This window comes from Janibacter sp. FSL W8-0316, from assembly GCF_038004165.1.
Classification (GTDB): domain Bacteria; phylum Actinomycetota; class Actinomycetes; order Actinomycetales; family Dermatophilaceae; genus Janibacter; species Janibacter indicus.
This window is the reverse complement of record NZ_JBBOQX010000001.1, coordinates 2075701-2096662: the sequence shown is the minus strand read 5'-3', so window position 1 is coordinate 2096662 and position 20962 is coordinate 2075701. Positions and strand designations below refer to the sequence as shown.

Genomic DNA, 20962 nt, shown 5'->3' with positions numbered 1-20962 from the left:
TCAGGCGGACCGCAGCACCTTGTCCATCGCCTTGCCCTTGGCCAGCTCGTCGACGAGCTTGTCGAGGTAGCGGATCCGGCGCATGAGCGGGTCCTCGACCTCCTGCACCTTGACCCCGCAGACCGAGCCGGTGATCAGCTCGGAGGCCGGGTTGAGCTGCGCCTGACCGAAGAAGTCCTCGAAGGTCGTCCCCTCGGCGAGGTGCCGCTCGAGCGCCGCCTGGTCGTAGCCGGTGAGCCAGCGGATCACCTCGTCGAGCTCGTCCCGGGATCGTCCCTTCTTCTCGACCTTGGTGACGTAGTGCGGGTAGACGTCGGCGACGGCCGTGGTGAAGATCCGGTGCATGTCGCCAGCCTAGGTCGGGATCCGCAGGGCTGCGGTGGTGCCGACCGGGCTCGTCGGCCACAGGACGGGGCGGCGGCCGCGGACACGGCAGACACCTACCGGGATCGACGCCGCGACCGCCTGGCGGGCGCAGTACGGACGGCGGACGTCCAGTGCGAGGTCATCGACGCCAGCCTGTCGACCAGCTTCCAGATCATGGAGCGACCCTCTTCGTCAGCGGCTCGGTGCTCAACGCCGGTGCCGTGGCCGCCTCTGGTCGCCGCGCCTGAGCGAAGGGGGTCAGCCCCGCCCGAGCGGGTACCGGCCCGCGACGCGCACCGTCGTCGGCGTGGTCGCCCCCTCGAGTCGTAGCGGGCGCACCGCCGAGAGCTCGCGCGGTGTCGCGTCGTCGTCGACGGCGAAGACCGCATAGCCGGAGCGGGCACTGGAGTAGCTCTCCCCGCCCTCGAGGCCCTCGGTGCGCTCCGGCGCCTGCCCGTCCAGGCGGAGCGAGAGGTCGCCGACGTCGGTGACCGTGCGGGGGGTGCCGGCGCGGTCCACGACGTACGACGTCAGGGAGGGGCGGACGGCGACCCCGGACCAGTGGCGCCCCTCGTCGGCCCAGCCGAGCTCGTCGTCCCAGGCGTAGGGGACCAGGGGCCCGGTCGTGAGGGTGGCCGCGCGGGCATGTGGTCGCCACGCTCCGTCGGTCCGCAGCTGGCAGGGGCGGGAGTCGGGGGAGGGTGCGTCGGGCCGCGGGGGCCGGGCGGCCAGTCCTTGGGCGGCCCCGCGGTCCAGCTCCCCGGTCGCCACGTCGAGGCGCTGGGTCACGCCGTCGAAGGTCACCTCGACGGCGAGTTCGTCCCCGGCGTCGACGGCGACGAGTGACGAGGTCTCGCGGCCGCTGGCCTCGGTGGCCAGCTCCCTGCCCGTCCCGCGTGCCAACTCCAGGCGCGTGTTGCCGGCGACGAGACGGATGTCGATCTGCTGCTCGCCGACCTCCTGGCCCGCGGAATTGTTGACCGGCCGGGCCGCCCACGAGACGGGGACGAGCCCGGCCCCGTCGTCGGCGCGCACGGCCGCGGTGTCCGACCAGTCGCGGTCGGCGCCGAGGTCGACGAGGCCCTGGTCCATCTCGCGCACGGGTCGACCGACCTGCAGGTCCACGGCCGTGCCGGGCACGAGCACCTCGTGCGGCTGCCCGTTGTGGACCCGCGACTCGAGCGGCAGCCGTTCGCCGGCGGCAAGGACGTGCCGGTGGTCGGCCTGCCAGCCTGCGGCGAGGTTGCTCGCGATGGCGGCCGCCACCACGACGGCGCAGACGGTGGTCCAGCGCTGCCCGCTCGTGGCCGGGCGTCGGGCGCAGGGGGTCCGGGTCACGACAGCCGCCCTCCCTCGACGTGCCAGGCGAGCCGGAGCGTCTCCCGGCCCGTGGCGAAGGGGTCGCTCGGCACGGCCTCGACCTCGAGTGTCGCCTCGAGGTCCGGGCTCGCCCCTTCGTCGACCTCGAAGACGAACATCTGGGGGTCGTCCGGGTCCTGGATCGCCAGGGTCCCGGCATTGAGCTCGTTGACGTCGATGGGGCCGGCGAGCGGCTCGTCGTCGCCGAGGCGCGCGGCGAGGGTGGTGGTCGAACGCCAGCTGTCGTCGCCGGTGCGCTCGATCTGGACGCTGCGGTCGAGGGTCAGGAGCACGGCGACGTACTCGCGCCCGCGCGGGGCCCAGCCCAGCCCGTCGACATGGAGCACTCTCAGCACCCGGGTCACGGTGCACGCGGCGTCGCGGGAGTAGTCCTCGAGCTCGAGGTCCGAGGAGTCGGCGCGGCGGCTGCGGCCGCAGTCGATCTCGGGCTCGTCCTGCAGTGCCGTGGCGGCGGGCAGGTCGGCCAGCTGCGCACCCCGGCCGAGGTCGACGTCGCCGTTGGTGTCGACGACCTGCTCCTCGCCGTCGACGGTGACGACGAGCTTCACGTCGGTCGGGGAGCCGTCGACGGCCACCCATCGCGTGCCGGTGGCGGTGGTCCACGGGGTCTCGGGGTCGAGGCGGATGCTTCCCGGGCGGTCGCTCAGCGGGTGGTCGACCCCGTCGGCCCGCACGGAGACCTCGACCTGCGTCGCCAGCGGGCGTCGGATCCCGACGAAGGGCACCTGGTCGACCGGGCTCGTCACGTCGACCCGGACGAAGCTGCCTCCCTCGGGAGGTGCCACGTCGGCCGGGGCGCCGCCGATGTCGGGCAGCCGCGGCTGCGCCACCCCGACGGCGACGTCGAGATGTCTCCACGGCAGCTCCAGCCGGACCTCGTGGGGCAGTGGCTCCTCGGCGTAGGGGGCGGAGAAGACATCGCCCGGGCTCGCCTGCGGACGCGAGTCGCCGTCGCCGTCGAGGCCGGTGACGGCCCAGGCGAGGCCGAGGGCCAGCGCGGTCCCGCTGGCGAGCGCGGCGGCGCTCGACCACAGCGACGGGAGCTCGGCGGTGCGTGACATGGGGACACCTTCCTGCAGGTGCCCGTGGGCGGCAACGGGGAGGGCTCCCCGAGACCGACTTGGCGAACCTCCCTTCGGTCGTGTACACATGTACATGTACGGATGTACAACAACGAAGGGAGGGGCCGTGGGCTCCACGCAGGACCGGCCGGCACCCGGGCGGCGCGACCCCGAGGGGCGGCGCCGCGCGATCATCGATGCGGCCGCAGAGCTGATCGTCGAGGGCGGCGCCTCCTCGCTCACCCACCGCGCCGTCGCGGCCCGCGCCGGGGTCTCGCTCGGCTCGACGACGCAGTACTTCTCCTCCCTCGACGAGCTGCGCGAGCTGGCCCTGCAGTCGCTCTCCGACCTCATCGACGCGGGCCTGGCCGAGGTCGAGGCGCAGCTGCTGCCGCTCGACGACGCCCCCGAGCGACTGGCGCAGGAGATGCACGCCTTCCTCAGCGACGAGCGGGCGGTGCGCGCCGACCTCGAGCTCGTCCACTCCGGGCTCGGCGACGACCCGAGACTGCGCGAGCTCGCCCTGCGGTGGACCGACCGGCTCGTCGAGATCCTCTCCCGCCACCTCGACCCGCCCGTCGCCGAGGCGATCGGCCTCTACCTCGACGGCGCCACGCTGCACGCCGGGCTGCACGACGAACCGGTGTCCGCCGAGGCGATGGCCGCGGTCTTCCGCCGGCTCATGGCCGCCCCGGCCCAGCCCACCGCCCGCGCCACGACCGACCCCACCACGACCGAAGGGAGTGACCCCCGATGACCTCCACCCTCACCTCCACGACCGCCCCGGTGTCGACGCGCCGCGCCTGGGCCGCCGTCGCCGTCCTCAGCGCGAGCCTGCTCGTCATCACGATGGACATGACGATCCTCAACATCGCGCTGCCCGACATGGCCGCCGAGCTGCGACCGACGGCCAACCAGCAGCTGTGGATCGTCGACGTCTACTCCCTCGTCCTCGCCGGCTTGCTCGTGCCGTGGGCCGCGGTCGCCGACCGGTGGGGCCGTCGTCGGATGCTCCTGTTCGGCTATGCGATCTTCCTCGTCAGCTCGCTGCTCGTCCTCGTCGCCGACACCGCCGAGGCGGTCATCGCCCTGCGTGCCGTCCTCGGGATCGGCGGCGCGATGATCATGCCCAACACCCTCTCGCTCATCCGGGTGATCTTCACCGACGCCGCCCAGCGGGCGACGGCCCTGAGCATCTGGGCCGCCGTCTCCGGGCTCGGGGCGGCCGTGGGCCCGCTCGTCGGCGGCTTCCTCCTCGAGCACTTCTCCTGGCACGCGGCCTTCCTCGTCAACGTGCCGCTGATGATCGCCGCGATCATCGCGGGCGCGATCGTGCTGCCGGAGTCGCGGGTCGAGGGCGCCGGCCGGTGGGATGTCACGGCCGCGGTGCTCGCGCTCGTCGGCATGGTCGCCTTCGTCTGGTCGGTGAAGTCCTTCGGCAAGGAGGCCAGCCTCCTCCACCCACCGGCACTGCTGGCGCTCGTGGTCGGCCTCGGTGCGCTGACGATCTTCGTGCGGCGCTGCCTGCGCAGCGATGCGCCCTTGCTGGACGTCGGCCTCTTCCGCAGCCGCCCCTTCAGCGCCGGGATCATCGCGGCGCTCGGCACGACCTTCGCCATGCTCGCGGCGCTGCTCCTGCTCACGCAGTGGCTGCAGCTCGTCGAGGGCGCGAGCCCGATCGAGTCCGGGATCAAGCTCATCCCCGTCGCGCTCGCCGGAGCCGTCGCCTCGCTCGCCGCGCCGCCGCTGGCGCGGGTCGTCGGGGCACGGGCCGTGCTCGCCTCGGGCCTGGCGCTGGCGGGGGTCGGTCTGCTCGCTGTCGGGCTCGGACCCGACGGGCTGACCTACCCGCTCGTGCTCACGGCCATGCTGCTCGTCGGTGCCGGCACCGGGTCGCTCGCCATCGCCTCGGCGATGGTCATGATGGGCTCGCCGGAGGCAAAGGCCGGCAATGCCGGCGCGCTCGAGGAGACCTCCTACGAGCTCGGCGGCACCCTCGGCGTCGCGATCCTCGGCAGCGTCTCCGCGCTCGTCTACCGCACCCACCTGCAGTCCTCGGCCGCCCTGGAGCAGGCGGGTCCGCAGGCGGCTCGGGCCGCCGAGGACTCGCTCGGTGCGGCGGTGGCGACGGCCGACGAGCTCGGCCTGCCGGCCCTGGCCACCGACGCCAGTGCCGCCTTCGTCGACTCGCTGCAGGTCGCCGGCCTCGCCGGCGGGACGCTCATGCTCGTCGTGGCTGCCGTGGTCTTCGTGCTCACCCCGCGCGGCACCGACATCTCCGGCGCCACCCACGGCTGACCCCCTGCGCATTTCCTTGAGGAAGAGCGAAGAATGGTGGGCCGGTGGTGGTCCTGAGCCTGCATTGCCGTAGGGCAATGCGAAGGGGGCCGGTAGCGTCGGTCGACGTGAGCGGTACTTCCTTCGACAAGGCCCTGCAGGCGGCGCGGCACGACGACCCCTCGGTGCGGCAGCGCGCCGCGCTGTGGCTCGGCACCCACGCCGACGAGACGGTGGCCGCCGACCTCGTGCGGCTGCTCGTCACCGAGCCGGACTTCTACGTCCGCGAGACCCTGACCTGGGCCGTCGTCACCCGGCACACCTCCACCTACCCGTTGCTCGTCGAGGCTCTGCGCGACGACTCGCTCGCCGAGGGGCCCGGCCGGGTCCAGGTGCTCCACGCCCTGAGCAAGATCCGCCGGCCCGAGTCGGTCGCCGAGATCCTCCCCCTCGCCGACGACGAGGACGACGCGGTCGCGGCCAAGGCGTGGTGGGCGCTGGGCCGGATCCACACGCCCGGCGCCGTCGCGGCGCTCGTCGACCACCTCGGGGTGGAGCAGGACTTCCGCCGCCGCGAGCTGACCCGAGCCCTCGAGCAGGCCGGCGAGGCTGCGGTCGAGGGACTGGCCCAGCGGCTGCGCGAGGACCCCGACCTCTCGGTGCGCCGGCACGCCGCCGAGGCACTCCTCGCGATCGGCGACCCGGCCTCCCGCGGGGCTGCCCCCGACCTCCTCCACGCCGTCGAGCACGACGACAAGGAGGTCGTCCTGCCGGCCATCGAGGCGCTCGCCGAGCTCGACCTGCCCGAGGTCGACTGGGTGCTCACGCGCTTGCGTGACGGTGACGACGCCTGGTTGTCGATCACTGCTGGGTGGTTGATCACGGACCGCGTCGAAAGGGCCTGAGCCGCACCGCCGCACGCTAGGATGGACCGATGGCCTCCACCTCGACCCGTCCGCGGCTGCTCCCTTCGCTCCTCGTGGCGCAGGCGCTGCTCGTCGCCTCGCCGATCGCCACGCTCGACAACCTGCTGACCTCGCCGCGCGCACTCGGCGCCCAGGCGCGGCGCGCGGACCTGCCGGCGACGGTCGCGTCGGGCCTGCCCTTCGTCGTGGCGCTGCTGCCGATCGCCATGGTCGCGGTCGCCGTCGCGGTCCGCCGCCGCACCCCCGGCTCGTGGATCGGCGCCGGCATCGTCTCGACAATGGCGCTCGTCATCGCCATCGCCCCGGGACAGCGCGGCATGACCACCGCGGCCGCGCTCGTGCACGGCATCCCGCTCGGGGTCGTCGCTGCCGCAACGCTGCTCGTGCTGTGGCGGGCTCGCGGTGAGCGCACCCGCGAGGACGGTCGCTCGCGGGCCGGCCGGGTCACCGTCGCCGTCGCACTGGCCTGGCTGCTCATCTTGGCAGCCGTCGGCACCACCCGCGACACCATCCCGATCGGCCCCATCGGCGCCGCGCTCAGCCCCGACCTCGAGGTGTCGTCCACGATCCCGACGGGGCCGCTCGACGGCGAGCCGGCCGCGCAGGCGCGGCACCTGGCCGCCAACCCGGACAGCAACATCCACGGCGACGCGGCGATGACCGACGCCTACACCGACCGCGAGGTGCTCGATCCCCGCGGCGCCGACGTCGTCCGCCGTCACCTCGGCGGGGTGTGTGCCTCGATGCTCTTCGACGAGCACGGCCGCATCGTCGCGGTGTGCGTCAACGCCACCCGGGTGACGCTCAACGTGCTCGACCCGGACTCGCTCGAGGTCCTCGCCCGCGAGCACGTCGCCGACCGGCCCTTCCGCGCCGACTTCGCGACGAACTTCGCCGGTGGCGGCTACGCCGTGCTCGACGACGAGCAGCGGGTCGTGCTGCCCACCTCCGACGGTCGGATCACACGGTGGTCCGTCGCCGACTCCGCGGGTGAGCCGGCGATCGAGGCGGTCGACGAGTTCGACGTGACCTCGGGCCTGACCGTCGGCGAGGGGATCAACTCCGCGGTGCCCGGCAAGGACGGCGAGATCTGGGTGGTCGGCCAGCTCGGGTCCGTGGCTGTCCTCGACCCCGAGTCCGGCGACGTCGGCTCGACGCGCTTCGAGGACGCCGACATCGAGAACTCCTTCGCCGTCGGCAGCGACGGACGCGCCTGGGTCGTCACCTCGCGCGAGCTCGTCGCCCTGCGCGCCGACGGCGCCACCCCGCAGGTCGTGTGGCGGCAGACCTATGACGCCGGCACCCGCCGCAAGCCCGGCCAGACGAGCCGCGCCTCCGGCACCACGCCCACCCTCCTGCTCGGCGAGCGCTACGTCGCCATCACCGACAACGCCGACCCGCGGATGCACGTCGTCGTCTACGACACGCGGCGGGGGCTGGGCGGCCGGGAGCACTGCCGGGTCCCGGTCTTCGCCCCCGGGCGCAGCGCCACGGACAACTCCCTCATCGCCATCGGGTCCTCCCTCTTCGTCGAGAGCAACTACGGCTACAACCTCTTCGACGCGACCTTCGGCCGGTCCACCGAGCCCGGCATGACCCGCATCGACGTCACCGACGAGGGCTGCGAGCAGGTGTGGGCCAACGACGAGATCCGCACCCCGTCGGTCGTCTCCAAGGGGACCGCGGCAGGGGTCATCGCCACCTACACGAAGGGGGAGTCCGTCGCCGGCATCGACGCCTGGTACTTCACCGCGGTCGACGCGACGACCGGCGAGGTCATGTGGCGCCGGCTCGCCGGGACCGGGCCGATGGTCAACAACCACTACGCGGCGATCTACGTCGGGCCCGACGGTGGGCTCTACGTCGGCGCGACGGGCGGGATCGTCGCCCTCCGGCCGCGGGGCTGACACCTAGGCTGGGACGCATGGCCGACGTGATCATCACCCACCGCCCCGAGGAGTCTCGCTTCGTCGCCGAGATCGACGGTGCCACAGCGGGATTCGCCGAGTACCAGCTGACGGATGACCTCTACGTCTTCACCCACACCGAGGTCGACCGGGCCCACGAGGGGCTGGGGGTGGGCGGCGCCCTCGCCCGCGCCGCGCTCGACCACGTGCGCGCCGAGGGCCGCCGCAAGGTGCTGCCGGTCTGCCCCTTCATCGAGGGCTGGATGGCGCGGCACCCCGACTACCAGGACCTCCACTTCAAGGCGCGCTCGACCGCGACCGACTGACCTCGGTCAGGGGCGCCGCAGCTCGACCGGCAGGGCCTCGAGCAGGCGCAGCCACACCTCGGTGACGTCGGGGAAGCTCGGCACCGCGTGCCGCAGCAGGTGGACCGGCACCCGCCCGGTGATCGCGATCGTCGCGGCGTGCAGCAGCTGGCCGGCGTCTGTCCCGACGAAGGTTGCTCCAAGGACCAGCCCACCCTTCCGGTCGACGACGAGCTTCGCCCGACCGGGGGCGTCGTCGCGCAGCAGGGCGGCCCCGCCGACCTGCGCGAAGGGGACCTCCGCCACCTCGACGTCGTGCCCTGCCTCGCGTGCCTCCGCCTCGGTCATCCCGACCCGCGCCACCTGCGGGTCGGTGTAGACGACCTGTGGCACCGGTGCCCCGTCGGGCGCCGGGAGCGGCCCGCGCCCGGTGGCCGCGGCGGCGATCGCGTCGCCGAGCACCCGCGCGCGGTACTTGCCCCAGTGGGTCAGGGGCGCCTCGCCGCTGGCGTCACCCACCGCGTGCAGCCACTCGGGCAGCCGTCCCTCGAGCACGTCGTCCGGGGTGAGCCCGACCGTGTCGAGGCCTACATCGCCCAGGCGGGGACGGCGCCCGGTCGCGACGAGCACCTCGTCGGCCTCGACCTCGCCGTCGTCGGTGACGACCGTGACCGGGCCGCCGTGGACACGGCCGACACCGGTGTCCCGGGCGTCGGGCCGGCGGCAGCCGGTGGCCGACGTAGAGAGGCGCAGGGCAACTCCCTTCGCCTGAAGTGCTTGTGCGACAACGCTGCCCGCGAAGGGCTCCTGGCCAACGAGGAGGGTCTCGCCCCGCACGAGCACCGTGACCTCGCTGCCGAGCGCGGCCATCCACGTCGCGGCCTCGACGGCCACGACCCCGCCGCCGACGACGACGAGCCGACCCGGGACCTCTGCGACCGCGGTCGCGTCGCGAGACCCCCACGGGCGCACATCGGCGAAGGGAGGTGGGACCACCGGCTCGCTCCCGGTCGCCAGGACCACCGCGTGCCGCGCCCGCAGCAGGTGAGGGCCGCCCTCGCCGGTCACCTCGACCTCGCGCTCACCGACGAGGCGAGCATGGCCGCGCACGGCCGTGATGCCCAGGTCCTCGGCCCAGCGGACCTGGCCGGTGTCGTCGCGACCGCCGACCCAGGAGTCGCGCCGGGCGAGCAGGCCCTCCGGTTCGATCTCGGCGGTGGCCACTCCCTGCAGGTGGGCGGTGGTGTCGGCGACGGCGATCGGGCGCAGCAGCGCCTTGCTCGGGATGCATGCCCAGTAGGAGCACTCGCCGCCGTAGAGCTCGCCCTCGACGAGCGCTGCGGTCAGGTCGGTGCCCTCGATGGCGTACTGCGCGACGTTTTCGCCGACCGGCCCGGCGCCGATGACGACGACGTCGTACTCGTGGGTCGCGGACATGCTGGCTCCTCGGGTGATGGGGTGGCCGGGCGAAGGGGAGGTCAGACCCAATAGGTGTCGTGCCGGACCATGAACTCGGCACGCTGCTCCTCGGTCATCTCCTCGCCGCGGGCGAGCGTCTCGAAGTAGTCCTCGCGCGGTGCCCCGGGGGCGAACATCAGCAGCATCGACGCGTGGTCGGACCCGCGGAAGCCGTGGACACCACCCTCGGGGACGTAGAGGAAGTCGCCGGAGGTGGCGGTCACCCACTCGCGGCCGTCGAAGAGGCGCACCTGCCCGGACAGGACGTAGAACTGCTCGGAGATCGAGCGGTGGAAGTGCGGGTCGGGCCCGGACTCGGTGTCGCCGAACGTCCACCGGTAGAGCCCGAAGCGGCCCTCGGTGCGCTCACCCCGGGCGAGGTACTCGCAGGTGCCGCCGTGGCGATAGGTGATCTCGGGGGGCTCGTCGGCCCGGCGGACCCAGGCGCTCGCCTCGCCCTTGCCCGAGTAGGTGTCGGAGGGGTAGCGCCGGATGAGGGACATGCGTCCGGTCTACCACCGTCGGGCCGAGCCGGCCAGAGGGCGCCGTGCCGGAGCCGGACGAAGGGGGAGCCCCCACCCGGGCTCGAGGGTCACCGCTCGAGCAGGCCCTCCTGGCCGAACATCTGCGCCGTCGCGCGGGCGCTCGGCGTGCCGGCGTCGGGGTCGGCGCCGTGCTCGAGCAGGGCGGCGACGACCTCGGGCTCGGCCTTGAAGACGGCGCCGGCCAGAGGTGACTGGCCGCGGTCGTTGAGCGCGTCGACGTCTGCCCCACGGCGGGCGAGCTCGCGCACCGTCTCGGCCTGCCCGTGGTAGGCGGCGAGCATGAGCATCGTGTTGCCCGCCGGGTCGCGCAGGTCGACCGGTGCCCCGACCTCGACATAGGCGGCCAGTCGCTCGGCCTGACCTTCCCGGGCCCAGTCGAAGAGCTGGTGGGCCAGCTCGACTGCCTCGTCGGGGAGGGGCGTCGGATCGTGCGGGGTGGGCTCGCTCATGCCTCCAGTGTGACCGCTGGGGCCCTTCCGGGGAGGGGCCCCAGCGCCTACCGTTGGGGGTGACGAACGGTGCAGGGGGCACGCCGGGGTCGGTCGACCGCCGGGTGGCACCCCACGAAGGGGAGGGAGCCGGTCATGAGCAGCGACGCGGCGCCTCGCGTGGCCGGCCGCTACGAGCGGGTCCTCGTCCGTGATCCCGGCTCGTCGCACCCGACCTGGCTGGGCCGCGACACGGTCCTGCAGCGCAGCGTCGTGCTGCAGCAGCTCGTCGTCGCTCCGGAGCACCTCGCGCAGGCCCTGCGCGAGGCCCGCGCTCTCACGGCGGTCGACCACCCCAACCTCGTCGCCGTCCACGACGTCGTCGCCGACGAGGACCCGCCTCTCGTCGTCCTCGAGCTCGTCGACGGCCCGACCCTGACCGCACTGGTGCGCGAGCACGGACGCCGTTCCCCGCGAGAGGTGGCGCTCGTCGGGTCGCAGGTCGCCGCAGCCCTGGCCGCGGTGCACCGGGCTGGCCTGGTCCACGGCGGCGTCGGGCCCTCGAGCGTCGTCATGGGCCCGGGTGACGAGGCGAAGCTCGCGCCGCCCGCCACCCCGGAGCACGGACTGGCCGGCGAGAGCGGTCGCTCCGCCGACGTGTGGGCCCTCGGCCGCACGCTCGACGCAGTGCTCGCCGTCCGGCCGGACACCGCCGGCGCGATCGGGCCGGTGCTGGCTGCGATGGTCGCCGACGACTCCCACAGCCGGATCACCGCTGCCGAGGCCTCCGCGCGGCTCGCGGAGGTCGCCCAGGAGGCGCCGGCCCCGGTGGTCGGTTTCGGGCTCTTCCCGTGGGACGACGGTGAGGACGTGGCCGCGACCCGTCCGGTGCGCGCAGCCCGCGAGGGTCGGCACCCCCGGGCCGCATCTGCCGGCGGCGGGGCCGTGGAGCCGGCAGCCGTCGCCGGCGGGGCACTGCAGACCGCGGGCGCCGACGGCGGGCCCCCTGGCTCCGGGTCGACCGCGACCGGCCGCGATCGAGGTCGGCGCAGGGGCGGTCTGCTGCTCGTCGGCGTCGCGGGGGCGGCCCTCCTCGTCGTGGGCGCGGCGCTGGCGCTCACCGGGCGCGAGGACTCGGCGGTCCCTGACGGGGCCCCGACCTCGACGACGACGATCAGCACGAGCACCAGCACGACGCGCACGGGCACACCGACGACCGCCACCTCGACCGCGAGCCCGACGAGCACCACCACCGCGCCGCAGCCGACGACGGCACCATCCGCGGCGCCACCGCCCCCACCGGCGACGACCCGGGCACCGGCACCCACGACCACCACATCCACGACCAGTTCCTCGACGAGCTCCACCACCTCGTCCTCGACGACGCCGTCCATGACGACCTCCACGTCATCGACGACCCCGGCCTTCACCCCGTCGCCGACGAGCGAGCCGTCGACCCCGCCGACCACGCCCACGAGCGAGCCGTCGACCACGAGCGTGCCCACGACCCCGCCGGCACCGACGACGGCACCGACGCAGACCTCGGCGCCCTCGAGCAGCCTGGCGCCCTCGGTCGACGGGCCGTAGCCCGCCCGACCGCCCGACCGCACCCGCGGCCGGTCAGGGCAGGGCCTCGCCCTTCATCAGCCGCGAGGAGTAGACATTGGTGATCCGCACGCCGTCGAGCCAGGCGGTGAGCCGCTCGGCCTCGGCGGCGAGAGCGGACCTCCCTTCGCTCCCGAGGTCGGTGCCCGGGCACTCGACGACCGAGACCACGCCGTCGTCGTCCTGCACCCACGCGCCGACGATCCGCCCGTCCCACCACGCGGTGGTTCCGCCGTTGCCGTTGCTGTCGAAGAGCAGCTCGCGGTGGGCGGGGTCGAGGTACCAGTCGCGGGCCTTCCACCCCATCGTCGTGGGGTCGAGCGTCGGCAGCAGGGCCGCCCACGGGCCGACCTCGGCGACCGGCTCGAGGTCGTCGGGCAGCAGCCACCCCGTGGCGCCACCCTCGAGCCCCACCTCGACGACGCCGACGTCCGCGAGGGCCGCGCGGGTGGCCCCCTTCGTCGCGCCGAGCCACCACTGCACGTCCTCGAGCGTGCCGGGACCGAAGCGCTCGAGCCACCGCCGCACGAGCTCGGCGTAGCCGGTCGCGAGATCGGGGACCGCCGGCTCCTCGCCGAGCCACGAGCCCATGAGGGTCCACGCGGGCTTCGACAGGCGCCAGTGGCCGGCATTGGGCCCGCGGGTGATCCGCCCCTGCGCCCCGAGCCAGGTGAGCACCCGCGGCGCGAGGTTGAAGGTGCCGCCGTAGCGCTTGCCCTCGTTGATCGTGATCGCCCCGGAGAGCTCCGGCAGCTCGGCGCGCAGCGCGGCGGCCGGCAGCGCTTCGCCGCCGGCGAGCCGTCGCTCCACCGCGGCTCCCGCCGTCTCGAGCCAGGCCGCGCCGTCGTCGGCGATGCCGTGCCGGGTGGCGTCGCGGGCGATGAGTCGGTGCTGCTCGGGCGCGATCCGCTCGCGGGCCACGGCGAGCGCGGCGGGCAGCAGGTCTCGGGGGAAGGCGAAGAGCGTGCGGCGCATCGCCAGCTGCTTGACGATGCTGCGGTCGTCGTAGAGTGCCGAGTCGACGTCGAAGGGGGTGACCCCGGTGGTGCGGGCGCCGACGGCCAGGTGCACGGTCGCGGCCTCGGTCGCGTGCAGGCAGACCACCGAGCGAGCCGCGCCGACGACGTCGGGTGCGTGGTGGTCGGGGTGCAGTGCCTGTCGCGTCGCGAGGCGGGCGCGGCGCTCGGCGTCGCCGACGGTGCGCATCACGCCCGGCGGCCGACGGCGAGGAAGACCGGGTAGTCGCGGTTCTGCTTGTGCACGTGGCCGGCATCGCCGACGGTCACGTCGACGAAGCCAGCCGATGTGAGCCGGCTCGCGACCTCGGCGCGGTCGAAGCCGTGGTGCCCGCCGAAGTCGTGGTCGTGGAAGCTGCCGTCCTCGCGGTCGAGGTCGGCGACGGCCACCCACCCGCCGGCGTCGAGCAGCTCGGCGAAACCGGCGAGGACCCGGTCGAGCTCCCCGACGTGGTGCAGGACGTTGGAGGTGACCACGAGGTCGAAGCGCTCGGTGGGCACCGGCTGGGTCTCGAGGTCGAGGTCCCACGCGCGCGTGGGCGAGGGCAGCGTGCCGGTCGCGACCTTGTCCGCGAGCACCTGCCGCATCCCCGAGGAGCTGTCGGCGACGGTCACCTCGACCTCCGGCAGGTGCGGCAGCAGCGCGGTGGTCACCAGGGCGGTGCCGGCCCCGTAGTCGAGCAGCCGCAGCCGCGGACGAAGGGGGACCCGCCCCGCGATCGCCGCCGCCACCTCACCCGACTGGCGCACCTTGTCGGGGTCGTCGTCCCAGGTCGCGGCCGTGTCGTCGAAGTGCCGCGCGTCCCCGTCGTGCCGGTGATCGTGGCGGTGGTCTCGGTGCCCGTGGTCAGCTTCGCCCATGCCCCCACCCTGCCAGCAGGCACCGTCAGCCAGCACCTGACGAAGGGGGCTTCCCGGGTGACCCCCGGCGGGTATATCTTGCCCACGAGCGCGCCCGTGGGGAGCGCCTTCGCCGTTTCGTCATGGGGAGAGCAGACGTGCGCACCACCGTTGTCAGGACCACCATCGCCGGACTCGTCATGTCGGGCGGCTTCGCGCTGACCCTCGCCACGCCGGCGGTCGCCGTGCCGAGCGACCTGTGCGGGGCGGGCACGACCTTCACCGTCACCAGCGCCGAGGGCGTCGACGCCGCGCTCGTCAGCTCGGTGCGCGACGCGCTCACCGCCCGCGGGCTGTCCGCGGTCGACAGCGGCGCCGACGTCTCGGCCGTCGTCGCGCCGGCATCGGATGTGGCCGCCGGTGGCGACGCGTCCGTCATGGCCGTCGCGCTGACCGCGGGCGAGCTCGACCCGGCGACCGCGACGCAGGGCACCGACTGGGCCCAGGCGGTCTGGACCGACGGTGCGACCCCGGTCCACACGCTCCTCGACGCGTCGTGCGGGGCGGCTGCGCCCGACGCCGCCGACGACACCCCGGCCACGGACTCCGAAGCCGACGGCGCGGTTCCCGCGTCGGCCGACGAGGCCTCGGCGGCGGACGCCCAGCAGGCCGCGCCGCTGGCCGCCCCGCAGTCTGCTCCGGCCGCTGCCCCGCAGGCGGCCGCCGCTCCGGCCGCTGCCCCGCAGGCGGCTGCCGCGCCGGCCACTGCCCCGGCCGCTCCCAAGGCTCCGGCTGCTGCACCCGCAGCGCCGGCGGCCCCCAAGGCCCCCGCCACGGCGCCGAGCCGGTCATCCGTCACCGTCTCGGCCTCGTCGGCCGCGCCCTCCGTCACGACCGCTGACAAGGACTGCCCCGACTTCTCCTCGCAGGCCGAGGCGCAGACCTTCTTCACCGCCAACGGCGGCCCGGCGATCGACCGTCACCGCCTCGACGCCGACAACGACGGCATCGCCTGCGAGACCTACTTCGGCACCGACGGCTCCGACGCCGCGGACCGCTCCCAGGCCCGCACGATCAACGCCGGTGTCCCCGACGTCGCCGGACCCAACACCTTGGGCCTCCTCGGCGGCGGGCTGCTGGTCCTGAGCGGTATCGGCGTCGCCGTGCGCGCTCGTCGCGCCAGCTGATCGGGCGCGGCACCCTGAGACGACTCGCGCTGCTGCTCGTCGCCCTCGTCCTCGTCACCGGGGGCGCGGCACTGACGTGGTGGTCGTTCGCGGGCGGCGAGGAGACTGTCGCGGCGCCGGTCCCCAGCCAGACCTTCGCGGTGGCGTCGCCGACCCCGGACCCGACCCGCACGGCGACCGTCGCCGCGATCCCCGACGACCCGGCGCCGTCCTCGAGCACCTCGACAGGCTCCCCGTCGAGCACGAGCCGGGAGCTCGTCATGTCGCCTGACCGCATGGGGCCCGATCGCCTCTACGTGCCCTCGCTCGGGATCTACGCGAGCCTCGACGGCGTGAAGTTCAGCAGTGGGTCCCTCGACATCCCGCGCGAGCCGTGGCGGGTCGGTCGCGACGTGTGGTCCGCCCCCCTCGGCGCCGGCGCGGGGACGACCCTGCTCGCCGGGCACGTCGACCTGTCCGGGACCCCTGGTGCCCTCGCGCGGCTCAGTGACGCCCGTCCGGGAGCGCTGGTCCACGTCACCGACGGCGCGGGTCGTCGGTCGACCTTTGTCACGACGAGCCTGCAGAGCTACTCCAAGGTGTCGCTGCCCCGCTCGATCTTCAGGGTGGACGGCCCCCGCCAGCTCGCCCTCGTCACCTGCGGCGGCCCGGTGATGACGATCGACGGGGAGCAGCACTACCGCGACAACGTCGTGCTCACGGCGGTGCCGGCGAGCCGCTGAGCGGACCCGACCGTCCCCGTCCGGGACCCCGGTTGCCCCTCGGGCCCCGACTCAGCGCTTCGCGTAGAGCCCCTCGATCGCCTCGGCGCGCTGGGTCTCGATGACGTGGCGCTTGAGCTTCTGCGTCGCGGTCATCTCGCCCGACTCCTCGGTGAAGTCGTCGTCGAGGACGACGAACTTCTTGATCCCCTCCGCCTTGGAGACCAGCTCATTGGCCTCGTCGACGACGTCCTGGAGCTCGGCCTGCGGGTCGGCGGGTCGCTCCGCCTCCGGGTCGAGCGTGATGAGCGCTGCGACGAAGGGCCGCCCCTCGCCGACGACCATTGCCTGGGACACGAGCGGGTGGGAGCGCAGCACGTCCTCGAGCGGGCCGGGCACGACGTTCTTGCCGCCGGCGGTCACGATGATCTCCTTGGCCCGCCCGGTGATCGTCAGGTAACCCTCGTCGTCGAGCGAGCCGAGATCTCCGGTGGCGAACCAACCGTCGACGATCGAGGATCGGGTCGCCTCCTCGTTGTTCCAGTAGCCGTCGGTGACCACGGCCCCGCGGACCTCGATCGCCCCGTCCTCGCTGATGCGCACCTCGTTGCCCGGCAGGGGGCGCCCGACGGTGCCGACACGCTGCTGGCCGGGCCCGTTGACGGTGATCGCCGCGCAGGTCTCGGTCAGGCCGTAGCCCTCGTGGATCGGCACGCCGACGCCGCGGAAGAAGTGGCCGAGGCGCTCGCCGAGCGCCCCGCCGCCGCTGATCTCGTACATCGTCTCCCCGCCGAGGGCCGCGCGGACCTTGGCGTAGAGCAGCCGGTCGAAGACCGCGTGCAGCACACGCAGCCGCAGCCCGGGGCGGCCCGGGCGCGGGTCGTCGCCCACGGCCCGGCTCCAGTCGACGGCGACCTGCTCCCCCTTCGCGAAGACGGCGGCGGAGACGCGGCGCCCGGCCGCCTTGGCGCGAATGCCGGCGTGCACCTTTTCGAAGACCCGGGGTACGCCGACGACCATGTGCGGACGGAAGGAGCCGAACTTCTCGACGATCGTCGAGAAGTCGGACCAGAAGCCGACCGTGGCGCCGGACTGCGCGGCGATGTAGGCGACGGAGCGGGCGAGCACGTGCGCCATCGGCAGGAACATCAGGATGCGGCGGCCGGGCGCCCCGACCTCGCCGATCGGGTGTGCCAGGCAGCCGGCGACCTCGGCGGCGAGGTGCCGGTGGGTGAGGACGACCCCCTTCGGCCGACCGGTGGTGCCGGAGGTGTAGACGATCCCGGCGAGGCCGTCGAAGGTCACTGCGTCCCGGCGCGCGTGCACTTCATCCTCGGCCACGGTCTGACCGCGCTCGGCGAGGGTGGCGAGGGCGCCGTCGTCGATGACGAGGACTTCGACGTCGAGACCGGTGGCCAACTGTGCCATCGCCGGCGTCTCGACGAGCAGGACCCGTGCACCGGAGTCGCGGACGATCCACTCGAGCTGGCTGCGCGACGACGACGGGTAGACGGGGACGGTGCCGGCCCCGGCGTTCCAGATCGCCTCGTCGAGCAGCAGCCACTCATAGCGGGTGTCGGCCATGAGCACCACACGGTCACCGGCGGCGACGCCGCTTGCGACGAGTCCCCGGACCGTCGCAACGAGGCTCTCGAGGTGCTCTCCGGCGGTGATGGTCTGCCAGTCGCCGTCGACGACGTGGCTGAAGGAGGGATGCTGCGGGTCCTCCTGCGCCCGACGCCAGGGACGAAGGGGGAGCAGGTCGCGGTCGGTGAGCTCGAGGGCTTCGCCGGTGGCGTGGGTGGCGGGCACGGATGACCTCCTGGGACGACTACACGTGTAGAAAGGGCCAGTGTCTCACGCGCCTTCGGCACCCGAGCACGACAAGGCCCCGACCGTAGCGGTCGGGGCCTTGTCGTGCGAGCCGCTCGGGAGCGGCCTGCGCGGGGTCGCTCAGAAGCGGCCGTAGGTCACGTCATCGGTCCAGATGTCGCGCTCCTGCACCGGCGACTCGGAGTTGCCCGCGTCGATGATCTTGCCGTCGCCGGCGTAGATCCCGTTGTGGTACGCGGGGTTGCCGAAGAAGACGATGTCACCGGGCTGTGGGTTGGAGACCGGGGTGGCTGCAGCCTGCTGCTGCTGCGTCGTGCGCGGGATGTCCTTACCCGCCTTGTCGTAAACGTACTGCACGAAGCCGGAGCAGTCGAAGCCCGCGGTGGTCGTGCCGCCGTAGACGTAGGGCGTGCCGGTGAGGCTGCGCGCGGTGTTGACGATCGACGAGTCGGAGGCCGGGGCGCTGGCCGAGGCCTGGGCGGTCTCGGCGGTGCCACCGTCCGCGGACTGGGCACCACCGGTCGAGCTGGAGCCGCCGCCGGTCAGGCCCAGGGCGGAGCCGGTCTCGGGGCCGACGATGCCGTCGGCCGACAGACCGTTCTTGGCCTGCCAGCTCTTCACGGCCTGCTCGGTCAGGGACCCGAAGACGCCGTCGGCACTGACGCCGACCTTGTCCTGGATCTGCTTGACGACGCTGCCGGTGTCGCCGACGCGCACGTGGTCGGAGAAGGAGGTCGAGCCGCTGGGAGCGACGGAGTTGCCGGCGCTCTGCGCGCCGCCGGTCGAGGCGGTCTGCGAGGTGGCCGGGGCCGGAGCCTCGGGGCCGCCCTGGGCTGCCGCGCTCGTGGCGGTCATCGTCGATGCCCCCAGGCCGAGAGCCGTGGCGGCGAGGACGCCGGCGCCCGTGCGCTGTGCCGCAGAGCGGTGGGCGCGGGGGGCGGCGTGACGTGCGGTGTAGAACATGGTCATGCTGTCTCCTCTCGCCTGCGAAGTTAGCTGTCGGGTTGGGATGGAGACCATCCCGCCCTTCGACCGGGCGATGCCCCGCCGTAGGACTTCACCCCGAGGCCGTGTGGCCAGAGGTTGGGTCCTCCGCTCCTACCGGTGCTGCTGGGGTACCCCGTCGAGGTGGTAGGACTCGGCGTCCTCGACGGCGTCCCGGCAGTGGCCGGGACCGCGTTCGACCATAGGTCATATAGTCACGAAATGGTAACGCGGGTGGCGAAACCCGTTGTGCACCAATGACGCAGGGGCAGCAATGACGAAGGGGCGAAAATGACGAAGGGGGCCCCGACCGTGATGGTCGGAGCCCCCTTCGTCGTGGGGTGCTGGGGTCAGCGGACGCGGCCGTAGGTCACGTTGCTCGTCCAGATCTTGCGCTTGGTCGTGTCGACGCGCGCGTTGCCGGCGTCGTACATCATGCCGTTGCCGGCGTAGATGCCCATGTGCCAGGCCGGCGCGCCGAAGAAGACGAGGTCGCCGGGCTGCGGGGAGTAGACGCGGGTGGTGGCGCGACGCTGCTGCTCGGCCGTGCGCGGCAGGCTCTTGCCGTGGCGGGCGAAGACGTACTGCGTGAAGCCCGAGCAGTCGAAGCCGGAGCGGCTCGTGCCGCCGTAGCGGTAGGGCGTGCCCACGAGGCTCGCCGCGGTCGAGAGGACCGAGGAGCTCGAGACGGTGCGGGTCGACGTGCGCGTCGAGGTGCGCGACGTGGACGTGCTCGTGGAGCGCAGGCCCATCTTGGTGCCGGTGCGGGGGCCGACGATGCCGTCGGCGACGAGGCCGTTGCGCTTCTGGTAGCGCTTGACCGCGGACTGGGTCATGGGGCCGAAGATGCCGTCAGCGCTCACGCCGACCTTGCGCTGGACCTGCTTGACCAGGCTGCCGCGGTGGCCCCGCTTGACCAGGCCGGAGAAGGTCGTCGCAGAGGTGGCCGACGAGGCGGAGGCGGCAGCGGGAGCGCTGACCGCAGAGGGAGCAGCGCTGGCGCCGGGGGCGGTGGCCGCGGCGGTGCCCAGGCTCACGGCGGCGACGGCGACCATGCTGGCGCCGGCGCGGCGGGGGGTCTTGGTGCTCGGGGCGCGGTGGCGCCCGGCGTAGAACATCGACATGGGATCTCCTCCGCCTGCGGAGTTAGCTGTCGGGTTGGAGTGGAGATGAGCACTCCGCCTGCTCGTCTTGCGACGAGCAGACTTCACCCCGAGGCACTGGGGCCGGTGGTACGTGGGTCCCCCGCTCCTGCCGTGGCGTTCAGGGACCACCCGGCTGGCAGGACTCGGCGACCTGGTGGTGACCCCGCAGTGTGGGGTCGAAAAGAAGAGTAGGGCATCGGGACACGGTTTGGTCACGAATCTGTGGAGAACTTTTATCGGTCTCGGCGTGTCCGTGGCGCCGGGCGCCCGCGGCAGGCGCCGGCCCGCCTCAATCGGTGCCGTGCACCGCCCGGTGCAGCTGCGCCATCTCCTCGTCCATGCGCGCGGCCGTGGCCGCCGCGTCGGTGATCCGCTGGCGCAGGTGGGCGGGGACGTCGCCCTCGTACTTGTAGAAGATCTTGTGCTCGGTGCTCGCCCAGAAGTCCATCGCGACGGTCCGGAACTGCACCTCGACGGGAACCTGGACCGGCCCGGAGGAGAGGAAGACGGGGATCTCGAGGATGACGTGCAGCGACCGGTAGCCGTTGGGCTTGGGGTTGGCGATGTAGTCCTTGACCACGCGCACCGAGATGTCGGCCTGCTCGGTGAGGGCGGTCATGAGGCGGTAGACATCGGCGACGAAGGAGCAGATGACCCGCACGCCGGCGATGTCGGTGATGTGCTCGCGCAGGGCCGGGATCTCCAGCTCCACGCCCTGCCGGGCGGCCTTCTCGAGGATCGACTCGGGGCTCTTGACCCGGGTGGAGATGTGCTCGATCGGGTTGTCGAGGTGCAGCTCGGCGAACTCCTCGCGCAGGATCTCCAGTCGCGTCGCCACCTGCTCCATGCCGAAGCGGTAGCCGAGCATCATCCGGGTGAAGTCCTCCCGGATCTGCGCGAACCGACGCACGGCGTCGTCGGAGAGCTCGGGTAGGCCAGGGGGCTGGGCGGCGCTGGTCACCCGTCCAGCGTAGGCCGGTGCCCTGAGAGCCGGGTGT

The 20962-nt window shown here is 73.5% G+C and carries 20 protein-coding genes and 2 riboswitches; of the genes, 8 read left to right on the top strand and 12 right to left on the bottom strand.

Annotation, left to right across the window (positions count from 1 at the left end):
* From NYE39_RS10310 to NYE39_RS10300, 3 genes are all read right to left on the bottom strand, one after another.
* Nucleotides 1-345, bottom strand: a complete 345-nt coding sequence (locus NYE39_RS10310; protein ID WP_341012609.1) for a DUF2200 domain-containing protein — start codon at nt 343-345, stop codon at nt 1-3.
* A gap of 279 nt (nt 346-624) precedes the next feature.
* Nucleotides 625-1704, bottom strand: coding sequence for a hypothetical protein (locus tag NYE39_RS10305; protein ID WP_341012608.1), 1080 nt, complete (start codon nt 1702-1704; stop codon nt 625-627).
* Nucleotides 1701-2807 (bottom strand): hypothetical protein, encoded by a 1107-nt coding sequence (locus tag NYE39_RS10300; RefSeq protein ID WP_341012607.1) that lies wholly within the window; start codon nt 2805-2807, stop codon nt 1701-1703. The genes NYE39_RS10305 and NYE39_RS10300 overlap by 4 nt, the downstream gene beginning before the upstream one ends.
* A gap of 127 nt (nt 2808-2934) precedes the next feature.
* Here NYE39_RS10300 and NYE39_RS10295 point away from each other — a divergent pair, with 127 nt between their 5' ends.
* The 5 genes from NYE39_RS10295 to NYE39_RS10275 all read left to right on the top strand — a co-directional run bounded on the left by NYE39_RS10295 (nt 2935) and on the right by NYE39_RS10275 (nt 8243).
* On the top strand, nt 2935-3564 hold the full coding sequence (locus NYE39_RS10295; RefSeq protein WP_341012606.1) for a TetR/AcrR family transcriptional regulator: 630 nt from the start codon (nt 2935-2937) through the stop codon (nt 3562-3564).
* Nucleotides 3561-5105 carry an MFS transporter gene (locus tag NYE39_RS10290; protein WP_341012605.1) on the top strand — a complete coding sequence of 515 codons (1545 nt, stop codon included), beginning with the start codon at nt 3561-3563 and terminating at the stop codon, nt 5103-5105. Before NYE39_RS10295 ends, NYE39_RS10290 begins: the two co-directional genes overlap by 4 nt.
* 107 nt (nt 5106-5212) lie before the next feature.
* Nucleotides 5213-5989, top strand: a complete 777-nt coding sequence (locus tag NYE39_RS10285; protein WP_341012604.1) for a HEAT repeat domain-containing protein — start codon at nt 5213-5215, stop codon at nt 5987-5989.
* 29 nt (nt 5990-6018) lie between these two features.
* Nucleotides 6019-7917: a hypothetical protein gene (locus NYE39_RS10280; protein WP_341012603.1), complete on the top strand. Its 1899-nt coding sequence runs from the start codon at nt 6019-6021 to the stop codon at nt 7915-7917.
* Nucleotides 7918-7934: 17 nt separating this feature from the next.
* Entirely contained in the window at nt 7935-8243 is a 309-nt protein-coding gene (locus NYE39_RS10275; RefSeq protein ID WP_341012602.1) for a GNAT family N-acetyltransferase, read from the top strand.
* A 6-nt stretch (nt 8244-8249) separates the two neighbouring features.
* Here the strand turns inward: NYE39_RS10275 and NYE39_RS10270 are convergent, their stop codons facing one another.
* The 3 genes from NYE39_RS10270 to NYE39_RS10260 form a co-directional block, all read right to left on the bottom strand.
* Nucleotides 8250-9659: a dihydrolipoyl dehydrogenase family protein gene (locus NYE39_RS10270; protein WP_341012601.1), complete on the bottom strand. Its 1410-nt coding sequence runs from the start codon at nt 9657-9659 to the stop codon at nt 8250-8252.
* 41 nt (nt 9660-9700) lie between these two features.
* Nucleotides 9701-10183, bottom strand: coding sequence for a cupin domain-containing protein (locus NYE39_RS10265; RefSeq protein ID WP_341012600.1), 483 nt, complete (start codon nt 10181-10183; stop codon nt 9701-9703).
* 89 nt (nt 10184-10272) lie between these two features.
* Nucleotides 10273-10674: an ankyrin repeat domain-containing protein gene (locus NYE39_RS10260; protein ID WP_341012599.1), complete on the bottom strand. Its 402-nt coding sequence runs from the start codon at nt 10672-10674 to the stop codon at nt 10273-10275.
* A gap of 135 nt (nt 10675-10809) precedes the next feature.
* Here NYE39_RS10260 and NYE39_RS10255 point away from each other — a divergent pair, with 135 nt between their 5' ends.
* Nucleotides 10810-12240 carry a protein kinase domain-containing protein gene (locus tag NYE39_RS10255; RefSeq protein WP_341012598.1) on the top strand — a complete coding sequence of 477 codons (1431 nt, stop codon included), beginning with the start codon at nt 10810-10812 and terminating at the stop codon, nt 12238-12240.
* 33 nt (nt 12241-12273) lie between these two features.
* Here NYE39_RS10255 and NYE39_RS10250 read toward each other — a convergent pair whose 3' ends face one another.
* Together NYE39_RS10250 and NYE39_RS10245 are read right to left on the bottom strand one after the other, a co-directional pair.
* Nucleotides 12274-13464 carry a winged helix DNA-binding domain-containing protein gene (locus NYE39_RS10250; protein ID WP_341013403.1) on the bottom strand — a complete coding sequence of 397 codons (1191 nt, stop codon included), beginning with the start codon at nt 13462-13464 and terminating at the stop codon, nt 12274-12276.
* Nucleotides 13464-14135 carry a class I SAM-dependent DNA methyltransferase gene (locus tag NYE39_RS10245; RefSeq protein ID WP_341012597.1) on the bottom strand — a complete coding sequence of 224 codons (672 nt, stop codon included), beginning with the start codon at nt 14133-14135 and terminating at the stop codon, nt 13464-13466. The genes NYE39_RS10250 and NYE39_RS10245 overlap by 1 nt, the downstream gene beginning before the upstream one ends.
* 137 nt (nt 14136-14272) lie before the next feature.
* Here NYE39_RS10245 and NYE39_RS10240 point away from each other — a divergent pair, with 137 nt between their 5' ends.
* Together NYE39_RS10240 and NYE39_RS10235 are read left to right on the top strand one after the other, a co-directional pair.
* Entirely contained in the window at nt 14273-15301 is a 1029-nt protein-coding gene (locus NYE39_RS10240) for an excalibur calcium-binding domain-containing protein (RefSeq protein WP_341012596.1), read from the top strand.
* Nucleotides 15302-15441: 140 nt separating this feature from the next.
* Nucleotides 15442-16023, top strand: a complete 582-nt coding sequence (locus NYE39_RS10235) for a class F sortase (protein WP_341012595.1) — start codon at nt 15442-15444, stop codon at nt 16021-16023.
* Nucleotides 16024-16074: 51 nt separating this feature from the next.
* Here the strand turns inward: NYE39_RS10235 and NYE39_RS10230 are convergent, their stop codons facing one another.
* The 4 genes from NYE39_RS10230 to NYE39_RS10215 form a co-directional block, all read right to left on the bottom strand.
* Nucleotides 16075-17814, bottom strand: a complete 1740-nt coding sequence (locus tag NYE39_RS10230) for an AMP-dependent synthetase/ligase (protein ID WP_341012594.1) — start codon at nt 17812-17814, stop codon at nt 16075-16077.
* Between the two features lie 141 nt (nt 17815-17955).
* Nucleotides 17956-18804 (bottom strand): C40 family peptidase, encoded by an 849-nt coding sequence (locus tag NYE39_RS10225; protein WP_072625895.1) that lies wholly within the window; start codon nt 18802-18804, stop codon nt 17956-17958.
* Nucleotides 18801-18989: riboswitch (cyclic di-AMP (ydaO/yuaA leader) on the bottom strand. (Overlaps the previous gene by 4 nt.)
* 180 nt (nt 18990-19169) lie before the next feature.
* The gene (locus tag NYE39_RS10220; RefSeq protein WP_341012593.1) at nt 19170-19943 is read right to left on the bottom strand and encodes a C40 family peptidase; all 774 of its coding nucleotides are present in this window, start codon (nt 19941-19943) and stop codon (nt 19170-19172) included.
* Nucleotides 19940-20123, bottom strand: a riboswitch (cyclic di-AMP (ydaO/yuaA leader). Its footprint overlaps the gene before it by 4 nt.
* 130 nt (nt 20124-20253) lie before the next feature.
* Nucleotides 20254-20925: a GTP pyrophosphokinase gene (locus NYE39_RS10215; RefSeq protein ID WP_205703078.1), complete on the bottom strand. Its 672-nt coding sequence runs from the start codon at nt 20923-20925 to the stop codon at nt 20254-20256.
* Nucleotides 20926-20962 lie beyond the last annotated feature (37 nt).

Coding starts and splice junctions, on each gene's coding strand:
- NYE39_RS10255 (WP_341012598.1), top strand. CDS start 10,810: ATGAGCAGCGACGCGGCGCCTCGCGTGGCCGGCCGCTACGAGCGGGTC.
- NYE39_RS10265 (WP_341012600.1), bottom strand. CDS start 10,183: ATGTCCCTCATCCGGCGCTACCCCTCCGACACCTACTCGGGCAAGGGC.
- NYE39_RS10260 (WP_341012599.1), bottom strand. CDS start 10,674: ATGAGCGAGCCCACCCCGCACGATCCGACGCCCCTCCCCGACGAGGCA.
- NYE39_RS10300 (WP_341012607.1), bottom strand. CDS start 2,807: ATGTCACGCACCGCCGAGCTCCCGTCGCTGTGGTCGAGCGCCGCCGCG.
- NYE39_RS10280 (WP_341012603.1), top strand. CDS start 6,019: ATGGCCTCCACCTCGACCCGTCCGCGGCTGCTCCCTTCGCTCCTCGTG.
- NYE39_RS10225 (WP_072625895.1), bottom strand. CDS start 18,804: ATGACCATGTTCTACACCGCACGTCACGCCGCCCCCCGCGCCCACCGC.
- NYE39_RS10310 (WP_341012609.1), bottom strand. CDS start 345: ATGCACCGGATCTTCACCACGGCCGTCGCCGACGTCTACCCGCACTAC.
- NYE39_RS10275 (WP_341012602.1), top strand. CDS start 7,935: ATGGCCGACGTGATCATCACCCACCGCCCCGAGGAGTCTCGCTTCGTC.
- NYE39_RS10270 (WP_341012601.1), bottom strand. CDS start 9,659: ATGTCCGCGACCCACGAGTACGACGTCGTCGTCATCGGCGCCGGGCCG.
- NYE39_RS10290 (WP_341012605.1), top strand. CDS start 3,561: ATGACCTCCACCCTCACCTCCACGACCGCCCCGGTGTCGACGCGCCGC.
- NYE39_RS10245 (WP_341012597.1), bottom strand. CDS start 14,135: ATGGGCGAAGCTGACCACGGGCACCGAGACCACCGCCACGATCACCGG.
- NYE39_RS10250 (WP_341013403.1), bottom strand. CDS start 13,464: ATGCGCACCGTCGGCGACGCCGAGCGCCGCGCCCGCCTCGCGACGCGA.
- NYE39_RS10220 (WP_341012593.1), bottom strand. CDS start 19,943: ATGTCGATGTTCTACGCCGGGCGCCACCGCGCCCCGAGCACCAAGACC.